The organism is uncultured Phascolarctobacterium sp., from assembly GCF_937920985.1.
Classification (GTDB): domain Bacteria; phylum Bacillota; class Negativicutes; order Acidaminococcales; family Acidaminococcaceae; genus Phascolarctobacterium_A.
This window is the reverse complement of the sequence record NZ_CALDXR010000058.1, coordinates 16575-32107: the sequence shown is the minus strand read 5'-3', so window position 1 is coordinate 32107 and position 15533 is coordinate 16575. Positions and strand designations below refer to the sequence as shown.

Below are 15533 nucleotides of genomic sequence, written 5' to 3'. Positions count from 1 at the left end.
GGAGCTGGGCGGTTATTTTTTTGCGTTTTCACCGAGTTCATACCCAAATTTAATGCACCCAAGCCCAAAACCAAGCAATGCAAGAACTTCCAGTATATTCATCAGTACCACCCTCTTCCTTGTAGATTTCTATAAAAATATAGATGTCGGCAAATCGAGGGCCGCAAACCCTCCGTAGAGGGCAACCGCCTACCGTATTCTGGTAGCACAAATATATTTTAACATATGTTCGTTAAAAAGAAAATATGCAAAGTACAAAAGCAGACCATTGCATCCGAAAATGATGTAAAGGTCTGCTTTTAATCTTCATTCAGCAAGGAAGCCTGCTTATGCCAGCTCCTTAGTTACAACGTCAGCAATAGCGTTGGCAATCTGCTCCAGACGCTCCTGCTTCGGTCCTTCAGCCATAATGCGGATTAAAGGCTCAGTTCCGGAAGCACGTACCAGAATCTGACCGTTTTCGCCCAGCTCCTCCTGGTATTTTTTGATTACTTCCTGAATAGCAGCCTTTTCTTCCCAGCCGTTTTTATTCTTCACGCGTACGTTCAGCAGAATCTGTGGGAATTTAGTCATCACACCGCTCATCTCAGACAGAGACTTGTTGTTGCGAACCATTGCGCACAGCAGCTGTACAGCAGTCAGAATGCCGTCGCCGGTTTTAGCGAATTCGGAGAAAATGATATGACCGGATTGCTCGCCGCCGATAGAATAATTGTGCTTGAGCATTTCTTCCAGTACATAGCGGTCACCTACAGCGGTTTTGACAGTCTTGCCGCCATGAGCCTTCATAGCCTGATGCAGGCCGACGTTACTCATAACAGTGGTTACCAGCATATTGTCATGCAGCTTGTTGCGTTTCATCAGCTCCAGAGCGCAAATCAACATAATCTGGTCGCCGTCCATAGCCTCGCCGTTTTCGTCAACTACCAGGCAGCGGTCGGCATCGCCATCATTGGCGATACCTACATTAGCGCCAACCTCGACAACCTTCTTCTGCAAAGCCTCCAGATGAGTGGAGCCGCAGCCGTTGTTGATATTGATACCGTTAGGCTCGTTGAAAATTGCTACAACCTCAGCACCCAGGCTGCGCAGGATAACCGGTGCGATTTCGCTGTTGGCACCGTTGGAGCAGTCCATAACAATCTTCAGACCGTTCAGCTTAGCATAAGCGGTGCTCAAAATGTGCTTAATATACAGTGCAGACAAATCCTTTTCATGAATAATCTGTCCGACGCTGCTGCCGCTTACTGCCTGAGTGTAATCAATCGGTGCAGCAACGATAGCTGCAATTTCGTCCTCTACTGCGTCAGGCAGCTTGTAACCTGTCTGAGAGAAGAATTTGATGCCGTTGTCTTCAAACGGATTGTGAGAAGCAGAAATTACTACACCGGCGTTAGCCTTAACCTCACTGGTCAGAAAGGAAACTGCCGGAGTAGGCATAACGCCCAGAAGATGTGCATTGCCGCCAGCGCTGCAGATACCTGCTGCCAAAGCACTTTCCAACATTTGTCCGCTGCGGCGTGTATCTCTGCCGATAATAATTTTCGGGCAGGAAACCTCGCGGCCAAAGTATTTTGCAGCAGCGTAGCCCAGCTTAAAGGCCAGCTCCGGAGTAAGCTCTACGTTCGCTACACCGCGAACACCATCAGTACCAAATAATCTTGCCATTTTTTGTAATAACCTCCCTAATGTTAATGCGTTTATATGTGAGTTGGGAATTGTTGAGCTAAAAAAGCAAAACGAAAGCCTCTCCTTGGGGAGAGGTGTCATCGCATAGCGATGACGGAGAGGGGTGATACATAACATAATGCTATGCATACTGCAAAATCCCCTCTCAGTCGCCCTACGGGCGCCAGCCGCCCCAGGGCGCCCTCTCTTGCCCTACGGGCAATTCACCTTGTCCCCCCAAGGGGAGCCTAATGCTCTGTATTACTCTCCAACCTAAATTACTTCATCGGCGCGAATCTTTCCATAATCGCGCGCGCCACATGATAGCCGTCAAGTGCAGCGCTCATAATACCGCCGGCATAACCTGCGCCTTCGCCGCAGGGGTAAAGCAAATCATGCGTCAGCGATACATAGCTCTGTCTGTCGCGCTCGATGCGAACCGGCGCCGAGGTGCGTGTTTCCACACCCGTCAGCAGCGTGCCTCCGTCGGCGTAACCCGCCAGCTTGCGTCCGAAGCTCGTAATGCCCTCGCGCAGAGTATCCGTAACGTAAGCAGGCAGCACCTTATCTAAGCTGCAGGCCGTCAGTCCCGGACGATAACTTGGCTGCACCATGCACTCCAGGGACGGCGTGCTGCGCTTCAAAAAGCTGTCCAGATTTTGCGCAGGCGCATAATAGCTGCTGCCTGCCGCCGCATAAGCAAGCTGCTCATAGCGGCGCTGAAATTCTACGCCTGCCAGCGCGCCTTCACCAAAGTCCCGGCTGTCCACATTCACTACCAGCGCGCTGTTGGCAATGCCGCTGTCACGCTTAAACATGCTCATGCCGTTGACAACCACCCCACCAGCCTCCGAAGCGGCGGCAACCACCTGACCGCCCGGGCACATGCAGAACGAATAGGCTGTGCGTGTTTTATCCTGCGTATGGTAAACAAGTGCGTAATCCGCTGCGCCCAGCAGATGATGACCGGCAAAGCTGCCGTACTGCGCCCTGTCAATCAGCTCCTGCGGGTGCTCGATGCGCACGCCGATAGCAAAGGGCTTCGCTACAATGCCAACGCCCCTGCGCGCCAGCATAGCGTAAGTATCGCGCGCGCTGTGACCGCAGGCCAGTACCACGGCTCCCGCCGCCAGTCTTTCGCCGCCGTCAAGGATTACGCCCTGCACAACATTATTTTTGATATCCAGATCAACAACATGCGCATCATAACGCACGCTGCCGCCCAGCTCCGCAATGCGGCGGCTGAGCCCCTGCACCATCGCACGCAGCTTATCCGTGCCAACATGCGGCTTGTGCTCGTACAAAATATTTTCCGGTGCACCTGCAGCCACAAAAAGCTGCAAAATTTCGGCCATCATGGGATCATTCACACGCGTAGTCAGCTTGCCATCTGAAAAGGTGCCTGCGCCGCCCTCGCCGAACTGTACGTTGGACGTTGGGTTAAATTCTCCCGTCTGCCAAAAGCGCTGCACATCTTGCACGCGCTGCGCCACAGGCTTGCCGCGCTCCAAAAGCAACGGCTTATAGCCATGCTCCGCCAGCTGCAGTGCTGCCAAAAGTCCCGCAGGACCGGCGCCGATAACCACAGGCGGTGCGCTCAGCGGCAGTGTGCCAAGCTTCAGCGTCGGCTGCTGCTGCTCCTGATATTGTGTAATATCACGGTCCGCCAGCAGGCGCTTTGCCTGCCTGCCGCCGGTTTCAACATCTGCCAGCACATGGTAGTTGAGGCAGATATCATTCTTCTTGCGCGCATCCACTGCCTTGCGTACTATCCGCACACTGCCCAAAGCATCGCGCGGTATACCGCATTTGCGGCACACCGCCTGCTCCAGCGTCTGCTCCTGACGCAGGCTGATACGCACATTGTTAATTTTCAGCTTCATCTAAAATTAATTCTGCCTTTCTACCGATATTTTTATCTGCACTGTACGTCTTTCGGGAATTACCTTTTCCGGCAAATCAAGCTCAGCTGCAACAACAGTACTGCCATTTATCTTGCTTACATCCACCGGCTTGGTCTTAACATCCTTCAGCTCCTTCAGCACAGACGGAGGCGCAGTCACACGGATGCTCTCCGGAGCAATCTCGGTCTTAGTAACAACAATACCGGCAGGCAAATCACCGCTCATAACCAGCTTAACCGGAATATCAAGCGAATGCATCTGGCTTACCATATTGGCCTGCACCATTACACGCTCAGGGATAATTCTCATATTAGGAATATCATAACCGTCATCACTCACGGCAACCAGCTCGCTTTCCGTCTGGAAGCTGCCTGTATGGTTGCTGATATCAATCGGAGCAACAACGCGGTTTACCTTATCGATACGATGTGTTGCACCGCGCAGAGTAACCTCCGCCGGCGTGATTATACTGTTGCCGATGGTCATATCACCGTTCACAGCTCCCACGATACGCGTAGTAACAGGAACCTTTTTCTCGCTTACCGTATCCACATATACGGAAACCTCCTTAGGCGTTACGGATACAATCTCGCCGCCGGAGTAAGTTACCGTAATCGGCAGGCTCTGCTGACCTTCGGTTATATTTTTTAAATTGATAGAAGCATTGATTTCAGCACTCAGATTATCGGAACTCAGCTTGGCACGCGAACCGCGCACCTTTACCAGAATTTTATCGGGAGCATTAAAGACCATCATATTCTGCGGCAGATTTCTCTGCTGCAAACGTACCTCGATATTACGCTCGATAATCGGATTTTGGTCAGTCATTACATATACCCACAGTCCACAGGCCATGAGCAGGCAGATAATCCTTGCCAACAGGTTTTCCTTACGCGCCAGCCTTTGCAAAAATCTCATTTTTTCTCACCGCCCCACAAGCTCTTGATTTTATCAACCAAAGAATTCTTAACTGCTGCATGCGGACGGAAAATTGCCGTACGCAAAATTTCCTTCACATCATCCACCGTCAGGTAACGCATCAGCTCGCCGTTGCGGGCAATGGAAATCGTACCGGTTTCCTCGCTGACAACAAGAATCATCGCATCGGACTGCTCGGACATACCGATAGCAGCGCGATGACGTGTGCCCAGCTCCTGGCTCAGATTACGGTTTTCCGTCAGCGGCAGCAGGCAGCAGGCAGCAACAACGCGGTTGCCGCGGATAATAACAGCACCGTCATGCAGCGGTGTATCCTTAACAAAAATGTTCTGCAGCAGTCCCGAGCTCACCAGACCGTCAATCGGCACACCGGTTTCAATGCGCTCTGCCAGACCGGTAGCGCGCTCAAAAACCATCAGCGCACCTACCTTGTTTTTGCTCATCACCTTAGTGGCATGAGCAACGGAATCCAGCATTTCCTCCAGCTCCTGCTCGTCCAGCTCGCTGCCCTTGTGGAACAGCTTGCCGCGGCCGATTTGCTCCAAAGCACGGCGCAGCTCCGGCTGAAAGACAACAGGCAGGGCGACCATAATCACCGTCATGCTCTTTTCCAGCAGCCAGCTGATAACATGCAGATTCAGCCAACGGCAGATAAGCGTGAAGCCTATCAGCACCATGAGGCCCTTGCCCAATGTTGCGGCACGGGTGTTTTTCAGCATCAGGAACAAACGGTAAAGAAAATAGGCAACGACGACAATATCTATAACATCCAAAAATGTGATTGTCGAAAGCAAGCCTTGCAGTTGTATCATCATAATTGCATTGCTCCTATCTATCAGACACTATCGACTAAGCGCTAAGCCTTAGTCCATTTTCAGAATCGCCATGAATGCCTCCTGTGGCAGCTCCACACTGCCAACCTGCTTCATGCGCTTTTTACCTTCCTTCTGTTTTTCCAGCAGCTTACGCTTACGGCTGATATCGCCGCCGTAGCATTTCGCCAGTACGTCCTTACGCATAGCGCGGACGTTTTCGCGGGCAATAACCTTGTTGCCGATTGCTGCCTGTACCGGAATTTCAAACATTTGACGCGGAATCAGGCTGCGCAGCTTTTCAACCAGCTGACGGCCGCGGACGGTAGCAAATTCCTTATGCACAATCGCGGAAAGCGCATCGACAGGCTCGCCGTTCAGCAGGATATCTACCTTCACCAAATCAGAATAGCGATAGCCGGACAGCTCGTAGTCCAGGGAAGCATAACCGCGGGTAGCGGATTTCAGACGGTCAAAATAGTCAAAGATAATCTCACTCAGCGGTAATGCGTAGTGAATCATTACGCGGGTATCATCAAGATAGGTCATGTTATCGTATTCACCGCGTTTTTCCTGGCTCAGCTCCATAACAGCGCCTACATAATCCTTCGGCACAATGATGGTTGCATTAACGAAAGGCTCCTCAACATGGTCGATAACGGTCGGGTCCGGGAAAAGGGACGGGTTATCTACCATTTCAACGTCACCGTTGGTGCGGAACACCTCATAAATAACGTTCGGTGCGGTAGTAATCAGGCTCAGATTATATTCACGCTCCAGGCGCTCCTTGATAACGTCCATATGCAGCAGGCCCAAAAAGCCGCAGCGGAAGCCAAAGCCCAGCGCGGTAGATGTCTCCGGCTCAAATACCAGAGAAGCATCGTTCAGCTGCAGCTTTTCCAAAGCATCACGCAGGTTATCGTAATCGGAATTCTCTACCGGATACAAACCGCAGTATACCATCGGTGTAGCCTTGCGGTAACCGGGCAACGCTTTTTCGGCAGGATTATCGGCATCGGTTACGGTATCGCCTACGCGTGCATCCTTAACATTTTTGATGCTGGCAGCAAAGAAGCCTACCTGGCCCTCCTCCAGCTCATCAACATTGACAATGCCCGGTTTGAAGTAACCGACCTCGGTAACATCAAATTCCGCACCGGTTGCCATCATGCGAATCTTCATGCCCTTGCGCAGACGTCCCTGCATAATGCGCACATATAAAACTACGCCCTTGTAAGCGTCAAATTTGGAGTCAAACACCAAGGCCTTCAGCGGCGCTTCTGCGGCGCCTTGCGGCGCCGGTACGCGCGCTACAATTGCTTCCAGCACGTCCTCGATGCCAATGCCCGTCTTGGCACTGCACAAAACTGCGTCGGACGCATCAATACCGATAACGTCTTCAATTTCTTTTTTAACATGCTCCGGATCAGCACTCGGCAAATCAATCTTGTTGATGACCGGGATAATCTCCAGATCGTTATCCAGCGCCAGATACACGTTAGCCAGCGTCTGCGCTTCAATGCCCTGAGTAGCGTCAATAACCAGCAGTGCGCCCTCGCACGCTGCCAATGCACGCGAAACCTCGTAGGTAAAGTCTACGTGGCCCGGGGTGTCGATAAAGTTCAGCATATACTCCTCGCCGTTGCGAGCCTTGTAAATGCTGCGCACAGCCTGCGCCTTAATGGTGATACCGCGTTCACGCTCCAAATCCATGGAATCGAGAATCTGCTCCTCCATCTCACGCTTGCTCAGCGTTCCTGTATATTCAATCAATCTGTCCGCCAGGGTAGACTTGCCATGATCTATATGGGCGATAATAGAAAAGTTACGAATGTGATTTTGTTCAATCATAAAATACTCTTCCTGCTCCTTCATTAAAATGTATTATTTCAGGCCGTTTTTGGCTTGAGCCTGTTTTATTAGTACTAATTATTATACCATTATACGGCAAAGCCTGTAAACTAAAAAGAGAGACAGCTCCAAGCTATCTCTCTGCGTAGTGCATTTTATTTTAGTTTGGTGTCCTCAAATTCAACGCACTTGTAATAATTATCGATTTTATAATTCAGCTTATCAAGCGTTTCCTGCATCTGCGCCATGCGCTCCAGCAGCTTCGCCCGCTCCTCAATTAAAATCTCCTTGCGTGCTGCCCGCGTTTTGTCGCCCTGCTGAAACAGTGCCACATATTCAATCAGGCTTTCAACAGAAATGCCTGCTGCACGCATGCATTTGGCAAAATTTACCCAGTTACAGTCTGTCTCGGTGTAGTCGCGAATACCGCTTTCGTTGCGGTTCACAGTCGGAATCAGGCCGATACGCTCGTAATAACGCAACGTATCTGCTGTAATGTCATACATTTTGCTTACTTCGTTTATTTTCATCTCGCTAACCTCCTGCCAGAATTGCTTTCATACTTCCTGTTATTATTTTAGCATTTGGAGTCAGCTTCAGGTCAAGCGTCCGCAAAATATTTTTTTACAGGAACAGGCAGGCATATTTGTGATTTTCTCTTGCATAATGCTCGCATTCGTGGTAGAATAATGCAGTACAAGAAAATTCAGGAGGTGAAATTCGTTGCCGAACATTAAATCTTCCATCCGCAGTGTAAAGACCGACGCAGAACGTCGTGCTAAAAACGCTCCGATTAAAGCAGCTCTCCGCAATGCTTCCCGCAAAGTAGAGGCTCTGGCTAAAACCGGCGCTAAAGAAGACGCTCAAGCTACTATGGCTACTGCTTCCGGTTTGCTCGATAAAGCAGCTCGCAAAGGCATTATCCATAAGAATGCTGCAGCTCGCAAAAAATCCAGACTTGCAAAGAGAATCAACGCTATGGCTTAATTCTTACAAGCTGACCTGCTCTGAAAAGAGCAGGTTTTTTGCATTTCAGGGATAATTTTTTGCAGGCAGGCTAATCAAGATCATAATTGATGTAAGTAAAGCTCTCAATCACGTCTTTATCATTCAGCGTGATAATCAGCTGCTTGGCAGGTCTGTCAAAGCCATCCGCATCAAGCACAGATTTTTCCCACACGATACTGTTTGTCGGCTCCTCAATATCAACAGCAGACTCGTGCCAGCCGATTCTCCGCATCATATCGTAAAAATTATTCCGCTCTTTCTGATCAAAATGCTGTCCGACTGCATAGCCTGCCATCTCGCCGGGAGCCTTGTTAATCACTACCTGATAGGTTTTTCCGTCAAAGGCTCTCGTGTAGAACACTCGCGGACCTACCTGCACCTTATTAAGGTCATAAGCAATATTCATATCGTCGGCATGTTCTACTCTGCCCATGCTATAGCCGGAGCCTGCTGCATAGCCGGCGGGATTGTTAATCCAGTTTGCCTCTACCGAAGCCTGAAAACGTCCTTCATCCGAATGAGCATATTGGCCATCAGGCAACGCACCTATATATTGGTTATACATGTAGCCTCTGTAGCCTTTTTCGGTAGTTCCGTACACCCACACATATTTACTGTTAGGTATAAACACTACCTTTCTTGCATAAAATTTATCGCCGTTTTGCAGCATGGTTACTACCTCACAGTTTGTGTTAGGCTCTGTTCTTAAGTTAACATCCGTAGCAATACATTGAGTTGCCAACGGCCAGCGCGGATGTTCATCAATAATATCCGAAAGATAACCGCCGCTGAGATGAGCAAAAGCGGTGTTGGTCAAGAGCGCCATCCCCAAGGTCATGCCCAAAAACAAATTCTTTTTCATATGTATATCCCTCCCTTGATTGCGGTACAAATATATCTCCCCTGTAAGGGGAGGTGGCTGCGAGCACCGGCGAGCAGACGGAAGGGTTGTTACCGCTTCCGAAGCAGCAAAAGCTGTGTTTCTCAGCATCATTATAGCGTAAAAAAGCAAAAGCATCCCCACACTTTTACTGCAAAAAGTGTAGGGATGCTTAATTTTTTTATCAGCAGCAGCCATTTCACTGCCTAAGCCTTACTCCCGGCAGACACCGCAGCGACGGCAGCCGTCAAAGCACATCGGCGTAAACTTGCCGCTTTCGCTGCGCTGCAGCTCGGCCACAAGATACTCCTGCGTCACGCCCATGTCCAGATGCTGCCACGGCAGCGGCTGGCCCACCTGCAGCTCGCGCTCCGCCAGCTCCTCGGCATCAAGGCCCTGCTCCTTCAGCACCTGCTTCAGGCTGCGGCCTTCCACATGTGCCGTCAGCAGCGCCTCGCCGATGCGTCTGCTGCCGCGCGCCAGCACGGACTGCACCACGGTTTCCTTCAGCGATTCGGTTATCAGCTTAATGCGCTTTTCCTTCTTCAGGCCGTCGCCCAAAATTTTAAAGCGCTTCTTCAGCGTGCGCACATTGCACAGCGGTGCCCACTGGTACGGCGTAAAGGGCTTGGGCACAAAGCCGTTGACCGAAATAACCAGCTCGCCCTTGTTGCCCACCGCATCCATCTTGGCACGCACGCGTTTAATCATCTCCACCGTTTCAACGATATCCTCGTCCTCTTCTCCCGGCAGACCGATCATATAATACAGCTTGATGTTGCGCATACCGGCAGCAGCAGCCAGCTCGATAGAATTATAAACGTGCTCCTCCGTAATGCCCTTGTTAATCGCAGCGCGCATCCGCTCGCTGCCTGCCTCCGGTGCTACGGTCATCGTGCGCTGTCCGCTCTGCGCCAGTGCATGCGCAATCTGCTCCGTGAGCATATCTGCGCGCATGCTGGCCACGGAAAACGGTATCTTATGCTCCACCAAGTATTCCGTCAGCTCCGCCATCTGCGGATGGTCGGAAACGGCAGCGCCCATCAGGCCCACCTTTTTCGTGCGCTCGGGACGCTTAGCGATATCTGCCAAAATATTTTCCAGCTTACGTGGACGCGGCTTGCGGAAGCAGTAGCCTGCCATGCAGAAGCGGCAGTGACGGCCGCAGCCACGCGCCACCTCGACGATAAACATATCCTCAAATTCCGTTCCGCTCGTAACGATAGCAGAGGTGTGCGGATAAGCGTCGATATCACGCGCCCACTGGCGCGCTACCTTCGCCGGCGCACCTTCCTGCGGCAGAAGGGCGGTAAACTCGCCCTCGTCATCGTACTGCGCCGTATACAGGCTGGGAACATAAACGCCCGGCACCTGCGCCAGCGCCGCCAAACGCTCTTGCTTGCTTTCCTCGCGGTAGATGGTATCCAGAACGTGCTGCACTGTTTCCTCGCCCTCGCCGATAACAAAGGCGTCAGCCACGGCAGCCAAAGGCTCGGGATTAAAGGTGGCACAGGGACCGCCGATAATCACCAAAGGCTCGCGCTGATTGCGCTCCGCCGCCCGCAGGCGGATATTGCCCAAATCCAGCACCGTCAGCAGATTATCATAGTCCATTTCAAAGGACAGCATGACGAAGATAACGTCAAAATCTGCCAGCGGACGCTGGTTTTCCAAGCTCAGCAGCGGTGTTTTGCTTTTGATATGCTCCTGCTGCAATCGTTTATCCGGCAAAAAGAAGCGCTCGCAGGCACTGTCGCCGCGCTCGTTAATCATCTGATACAGAATGTGCATTCCCAGGTTCGACATGCCCAGATGGTAGACATTGGGGTAAATAAAGGCTACCGGATGGCGTAAGCCCGGCGGATACACCTGCGCGCCGGTTTCATTTTCTCTTGTTTCTTTAATGTAGTTTTTGATTATCCAGGACAAAGCATTTCCTCTCCGAGTATCTATAATGTATTAAGAAAATATCAGCGCAAAATTACGCTGATATCCTCCTGTATTTTACTGATTTTTTTCTGCCAGCTTACATTCAAACAAGTCGATAACTGTTTTCAAAACCTTTAAGCGGGCATAATATTTATTGTTGCCCTCGACCACAGTCCACGGTGCATACGAGGTATCGGTGCGCACCAGCATTTCGTTGACTGCCGCTTCGTAAGCATCCCATTTATCACGGTTACGCCAGTCCTCGTCCGTAATTTTCCACTGCTTGTTGGGGTCATTCTGACGGTCATTAAAGCGTCGCAGCTGCTCATCCTTGTCAATCTGCAGCCAGAATTTGGCGATGGCGATACCGTGCTCGCTCCACTGTGCCTCCATGTCCTTGATTTCATCGTAGGCACGCTGCCATTCCTGCGGTTTGGCAAAGCCTTCGATGCGCTCTACCATGACACGTCCGTACCAGGTGCGGTCAAAAATTGCTATAGTGCCTGGCTGCGGCAGTCTGGTCCAGAAGCGCCACTGATAATGGAACTGCTTTTCAACCACGTTCGGCGCCGCAATCGGATGCACATGGAAGCCCAGCGGGTCCAGTGCCGCCGTCAGTCTGCGGATAGCGCCGCCCTTGCCGGCAGCGTCCCAGCCCTCAAAGCCGATAACTACCGGAATCTGCGCCTTGAACATTTCAATCTGCAGCTGTGTCAGCTTTTTCTGGTACTTATCGAGCTTTTCCTTATATTCTTCTTTAGTAAGCTCTTTATTGGCGTCAATCTTGCTCAGCACATCGTAGGTGGCCGCAGTGCGCTTATCAGAGGCAGGCTCAACAGGCATCTGTACGGCCTTTTCGATAGCATCGGCAATCGTGCCGAATACCTCCAGACGCGCGCTGCGCGGATCATCGTCGGCAATCAGGTGCCAGGGAGCGTTTACCGTATCGGTGGCCTCCAGCATTTTTTCGTAATGCGGCAAAAATTTATCGTAATCTTCGCTTTCATCAATCGCAGGATTCAGGTCACGCCACGCCTTGCCCAGTGTTTTGGCATTCTTGGCAATATTTTTCTTTTGCTGCTCCGGTGACAGATGCAGGAAAAATTTGAGCACAAGATAATTATCGTCCGTGAGCATTTTTTCAAAGTTGTTGATATGCTCAAAAGAAACAGCAGGATACTTGGTGTTATCCTCTTTATCTGCCAGCTCGTTGGCGTTTTTCAGATAATACCAGCTGCGGTGATAAACTGCAATATGTCCCAACGCCGGCAAACGCTTCCAGAAGGCGCCGAAAAACGGCTGCTCCTGCAGAACACCGCGCAAGCGCACGCTGGAATAAACATTAAAGCCGCGGGCATCCATCTGCTGCATCATCTCGTTAATCAGCGCACTGCGGCGCGCACCACGCCAGCCCTCAAACACGATGATAATCGGTCTTTTGGCGTCGCGGGCCAGGCGCTGCGCCTTTCCCAGGCGTTCACCCAGCACATCCATCTGCTTGTTATAATCTTCCTTAGACACTTTTTTACTCAAATCCAGCTTTTCCAGCATTCTGCAACATCTCCTTACTGTTTGCGAGAATCTAAAATCAGCGCTCCTCATAGGGGTTAAGAGCGCGCGGTTTTCCTAATACCTCTGCCATGATAATGCCGTTGACCAGTGCCGCATGCTTCAGCTTCACGCGCTTTTTCGCTGCAGGCTGCGCCTGCGCGTAACGCGCATTGAACGCTGCCGCAGCAGCGTTCATCTTTGCTTCATCGTAGCTGTAATCACCACGGGGATCGTAATAAACCTTCCCCTTGTCATGCACCAGGTCTTCATTTTCGCGGTGAATCCTGCCAGTGTGGTCGTGCATTGCTTCGCCGTCACGGTGAACTCTGCTGTCGTCATCACGGCGCACACGCGTTCCGTCATGCACCACGCCCTGGCTGTTTTGACGCTGGCGCGCCTGCGCCGCTTCCGTCGTCTTTTTCAGGCGGCGTTCAAATTCGGCGGCAAGGTCCTTAGGCTTGGCCTGCGCTTGCTGCTCCGCCTGCGTCGGCTGCGGCTCCTGCGGCAGCTCCTGCTGCCTGCGTCTGCGGCGTTTGCGCCTGTCCAAAAACACATTGGCCAGCATTACGATGACAAAAAGCAGAGGGATTAAATTATCACCCATAAGCTACACCTCGCTTATTTACTGCCCTCAGGCTTTTCCTCGCCCTCCGGGCTTACCTCGGCAATCGTGCGGCGCATCTGCGTATCTGCCTGAATATTGTTCAGGCGGTAATAATCCATTACGCCCAAGCGGCCGTTAGCCAGTGCCTCCGCCATAGCTGTCGGCACCTTAGCCTGTGCTTCCACAACCTTCGCCTGCATTTCCTGCGTATAGGCCTTCATTTCCTGCTCCTTGGCCACAGCCATCGCACGGCGTTCCTCAGCGCGCGCCTGAGCGATGCGCTTATCTGCCTCCGCCTGGTCGGTCATCAGCGCAGCGCCGATGTTACGGCCTACATCTACGTCCGCAATATCAATGGAAAGAATTTCAAAAGCAGTGCCTGCATCAAGGCCTTTATCCAAAACTGTTTTGGAAATATAATCGGGGTTTTCCAGTACCTTGCTGTGGTCAGCGCTGGAGCCTACGTTAGTTACAATGCCTTCGCCGACACGCGCAATAATCGTTGCTTCGCCAGCACCGCCTACTAAGCGGTCAATGTTGGCGCGCACGGTTACGCGCGCTTTAACCTTCAGCTCGATGCCGTCCTTGGCAACAGCGCTTACTACCGGAGTTTCGATAACCTCGGGGTTAACGCTCATCTGCACAGCCTCCAGCACGTTACGGCCTGCCAGGTCGATAGCACAGCCACGCTCAAAGCTCAGCTCAATCTGCGCTCTGTGGGCCGCAATCAAAGCATCAATAACGCGGTCCACGTTACCGCCTGCCAGATAATGCGCCTCCAGCTGGTTAACATTAACGTCAAGGCCTGCCTTGTTCGCCTTAATCAGCGGCAGCACAATCTGTGACGCGGGCACACGGCGCAGGCGCATACCGATGAGGTTGAAGATGCCTACATTAACGCCGGCAGCAATGGCCGAAATCCACAGGCCCAACGGCACAAAGTTAAGAAAAATCGCGATACCGGCAATAGCCAGGACTACTACAAAGCCACTGCCGAAAATCATACTGAATAATAAATCCATAATGTCACTCCTTCGTTTGTTCTACAAAAATTTTGCTGCCCTCTACCCGCACGATAATCACGGGCGCAGACTTTTCGATATAATCTCCCTGGCTGCTCACATCAAGACGCTTGCCGTCCACCAAAATCGTGCCTGCAGGACGCAGCGTGGTTAAGGCCCTGCCTCTTTTGCCAACCAGCATGCTCCAGTCATTGCCTCCGGTGTAGCCTTCGCTGTTTTTTTGGCGCGTCCACAGCACAAAGGGATTATACTTGCTTTCCTTGGGCAGATATACGCACAGCAGGGTAATCACCAGCACCAAAAACAGATACACTGCCAAAAGCACCAGCGCCGCCCAGGCATTGCCGCCCAAAACGTAAAAGCCGCCGACTGTCAGGCACACCATGCCGCTGACACCGAAAATTCCGAAGCCCGGCACCACAAATTCTATCAGCAGCAGGACTATACCCGCCAGCATAAAATAATATTCCAATGGCATGACTGCACCTCCTCAACGCTTGTACAATTATAGTATAGCAGAGTAAAAGCATGAAGTAAATGTGAAGTTAATGCTGCCAAAAGCAAAGCTGCCTGTAATACTTTAACAAAAGAATTTTTCTGGCGCATTTATTCAAAAAGCAGTATCCTGGAGACGTGCACAGCAAGCACATTTGCTGCTTTACTTATTGCGCCAAAAATTGTATGATAAAGGAAAAGATTCTTCTACTATAAACAAAGGCGGGACTTAATGATGAAAAAATTACTTATTTTACTGACGCTGATTTTTGCGCTTGCCTGCACTTGCACAGCCTTCGCTGGCACAGGCACTGATAACAACGCTAACATGGAGAAAATAACCAGCACCAGCGCTGGCGATTTATATCTTGATAAGGATAATTTACAGGCATTGCGCCAGGGCGACAAGCTTTTTTTGCTGTTGTCTGCCGAGCTGCGCTACAATAAGGAAATGCTGCCTAAGCTGCAGGCCACCAAGCCGGAGCTGAAAACAGCAATCAGCATGACGCAGATTTATTTGTATAATAACGATGGCACGCAGTATGCGCTGCTCAAAAGCCTGTACACCGATAAGGACGATAATGTCGTTTACACTATAGAAGGCTCGCCCAAGCTGCAGCCTGTCAAAAGCAAGCTGCAGATGCTGCTGTATGAAAGAGCGTTGACAGCGATGGAAAACCAAAAGCGCATTGCCGATATGCTCAGACGCAAAGCGTAACAAAAAGACCTTGATGTCAGTTTTTACTGACGCCAAGGTCTTAAATTTTTTAATGAAGCTCTTTATAAGCAAACATTTTATTGCTTTAGTTGAAATTTTATGATAGAATGTTTTTGACAACCGTGTTGCAGGATGGCGTTGCCTTAATTCCT

The 15533-nt window shown here is 51.0% G+C and carries 14 protein-coding genes; 2 read left to right on the top strand and 12 right to left on the bottom strand.

All coding sequences use genetic code 11. The features are described 5' to 3' along the window. Positions 1 to 327 precede the first annotated feature (327 nt). The 6 genes from glmM to Q0612_RS09940 form a co-directional block, all read right to left on the bottom strand. A complete protein-coding gene (gene glmM, locus Q0612_RS09965) occupies positions 328 to 1668 on the bottom strand; it encodes a phosphoglucosamine mutase (RefSeq protein ID WP_298884182.1) in 1341 nt (446 codons plus the stop codon). 278 nt (positions 1669 to 1946) lie between these two features. After that, positions 1947 to 3551 carry an NAD(P)/FAD-dependent oxidoreductase gene (locus Q0612_RS09960; protein WP_298884179.1) on the bottom strand — a complete coding sequence of 535 codons (1605 nt, stop codon included), beginning with the start codon at positions 3549 to 3551 and terminating at the stop codon, positions 1947 to 1949. Between the two features lie 6 nt (positions 3552 to 3557). Further along, positions 3558 to 4490: a YbbR-like domain-containing protein gene (locus Q0612_RS09955; protein ID WP_298884176.1), complete on the bottom strand. Its 933-nt coding sequence runs from the start codon at positions 4488 to 4490 to the stop codon at positions 3558 to 3560. Next, positions 4487 to 5326, bottom strand: a complete 840-nt coding sequence (gene cdaA / locus Q0612_RS09950) for a diadenylate cyclase CdaA (RefSeq protein WP_293811114.1) — start codon at positions 5324 to 5326, stop codon at positions 4487 to 4489. Before cdaA ends, Q0612_RS09955 begins: the two co-directional genes overlap by 4 nt. Before the next feature lie 48 nt (positions 5327 to 5374). Beyond that, positions 5375 to 7174, bottom strand: a complete 1800-nt coding sequence (gene lepA, locus Q0612_RS09945) for a translation elongation factor 4 (protein WP_298884169.1) — start codon at positions 7172 to 7174, stop codon at positions 5375 to 5377. A 155-nt stretch (positions 7175 to 7329) separates the two neighbouring features. Beyond that, on the bottom strand, positions 7330 to 7704 hold the full coding sequence (locus tag Q0612_RS09940; protein ID WP_298884166.1) for a MerR family transcriptional regulator: 375 nt from the start codon (positions 7702 to 7704) through the stop codon (positions 7330 to 7332). Between the two features lie 193 nt (positions 7705 to 7897). Here Q0612_RS09940 and rpsT point away from each other — a divergent pair, with 193 nt between their 5' ends. Continuing rightward, on the top strand, positions 7898 to 8161 hold the full coding sequence (gene rpsT, locus Q0612_RS09935; RefSeq protein WP_293388447.1) for a 30S ribosomal protein S20: 264 nt from the start codon (positions 7898 to 7900) through the stop codon (positions 8159 to 8161). A gap of 70 nt (positions 8162 to 8231) precedes the next feature. On the opposite strand, the gene Q0612_RS09930 is transcribed toward rpsT, so the two are convergent. The 6 genes from Q0612_RS09930 to Q0612_RS09905 all read right to left on the bottom strand — a co-directional run bounded on the left by Q0612_RS09930 (position 8232) and on the right by Q0612_RS09905 (position 14646). After that, positions 8232 to 9044, bottom strand: a complete 813-nt coding sequence (locus Q0612_RS09930) for an SH3 domain-containing protein (RefSeq protein WP_298884162.1) — start codon at positions 9042 to 9044, stop codon at positions 8232 to 8234. A 231-nt stretch (positions 9045 to 9275) separates the two neighbouring features. Further along, positions 9276 to 10991 carry a radical SAM protein gene (locus Q0612_RS09925; RefSeq protein ID WP_298884158.1) on the bottom strand — a complete coding sequence of 572 codons (1716 nt, stop codon included), beginning with the start codon at positions 10989 to 10991 and terminating at the stop codon, positions 9276 to 9278. A gap of 75 nt (positions 10992 to 11066) precedes the next feature. Then, the gene (gene pap, locus Q0612_RS09920) at positions 11067 to 12542 is read right to left on the bottom strand and encodes a polyphosphate:AMP phosphotransferase (RefSeq protein WP_298884155.1); all 1476 of its coding nucleotides are present in this window, start codon (positions 12540 to 12542) and stop codon (positions 11067 to 11069) included. Positions 12543 to 12579: 37 nt separating this feature from the next. Further along, positions 12580 to 13146: a hypothetical protein gene (locus Q0612_RS09915; protein WP_298884152.1), complete on the bottom strand. Its 567-nt coding sequence runs from the start codon at positions 13144 to 13146 to the stop codon at positions 12580 to 12582. Positions 13147 to 13160: 14 nt separating this feature from the next. Beyond that, positions 13161 to 14168: a flotillin-like protein FloA gene (gene floA / locus Q0612_RS09910; protein ID WP_298884149.1), complete on the bottom strand. Its 1008-nt coding sequence runs from the start codon at positions 14166 to 14168 to the stop codon at positions 13161 to 13163. 4 nt (positions 14169 to 14172) lie between these two features. Further along, positions 14173 to 14646 carry an NfeD family protein gene (locus Q0612_RS09905; RefSeq protein WP_298884145.1) on the bottom strand — a complete coding sequence of 158 codons (474 nt, stop codon included), beginning with the start codon at positions 14644 to 14646 and terminating at the stop codon, positions 14173 to 14175. A gap of 249 nt (positions 14647 to 14895) precedes the next feature. Here Q0612_RS09905 and Q0612_RS09900 point away from each other — a divergent pair, with 249 nt between their 5' ends. After that, positions 14896 to 15381 carry a hypothetical protein gene (locus Q0612_RS09900; RefSeq protein WP_298884142.1) on the top strand — a complete coding sequence of 162 codons (486 nt, stop codon included), beginning with the start codon at positions 14896 to 14898 and terminating at the stop codon, positions 15379 to 15381. The last annotated feature ends 152 nt before the right edge of the window (positions 15382 to 15533 follow it).

Excerpts from the sequence above, each read along its gene's own strand:
- glmM (WP_298884182.1), bottom strand. The coding sequence starts at position 1,668 with ATGGCAAGATTATTTGGTACTGATGGTGTTCGCGGTGTAGCGAACGTA.
- Q0612_RS09915 (WP_298884152.1), bottom strand. The coding sequence starts at position 13,146 with ATGGGTGATAATTTAATCCCTCTGCTTTTTGTCATCGTAATGCTGGCC.
- Q0612_RS09955 (WP_298884176.1), bottom strand. The coding sequence starts at position 4,490 with ATGAGATTTTTGCAAAGGCTGGCGCGTAAGGAAAACCTGTTGGCAAGG.
- Q0612_RS09930 (WP_298884162.1), bottom strand. The coding sequence starts at position 9,044 with ATGAAAAAGAATTTGTTTTTGGGCATGACCTTGGGGATGGCGCTCTTG.
- pap (WP_298884155.1), bottom strand. The coding sequence starts at position 12,542 with ATGCTGGAAAAGCTGGATTTGAGTAAAAAAGTGTCTAAGGAAGATTAT.
- floA (WP_298884149.1), bottom strand. The coding sequence starts at position 14,168 with ATGGATTTATTATTCAGTATGATTTTCGGCAGTGGCTTTGTAGTAGTC.
- Q0612_RS09905 (WP_298884145.1), bottom strand. The coding sequence starts at position 14,646 with ATGCCATTGGAATATTATTTTATGCTGGCGGGTATAGTCCTGCTGCTG.
- cdaA (WP_293811114.1), bottom strand. The coding sequence starts at position 5,326 with ATGATGATACAACTGCAAGGCTTGCTTTCGACAATCACATTTTTGGAT.
- lepA (WP_298884169.1), bottom strand. The coding sequence starts at position 7,174 with ATGATTGAACAAAATCACATTCGTAACTTTTCTATTATCGCCCATATA.
- Q0612_RS09900 (WP_298884142.1), top strand. The coding sequence starts at position 14,896 with ATGATGAAAAAATTACTTATTTTACTGACGCTGATTTTTGCGCTTGCC.
- Q0612_RS09960 (WP_298884179.1), bottom strand. The coding sequence starts at position 3,551 with ATGAAGCTGAAAATTAACAATGTGCGTATCAGCCTGCGTCAGGAGCAG.
- Q0612_RS09940 (WP_298884166.1), bottom strand. The coding sequence starts at position 7,704 with ATGAAAATAAACGAAGTAAGCAAAATGTATGACATTACAGCAGATACG.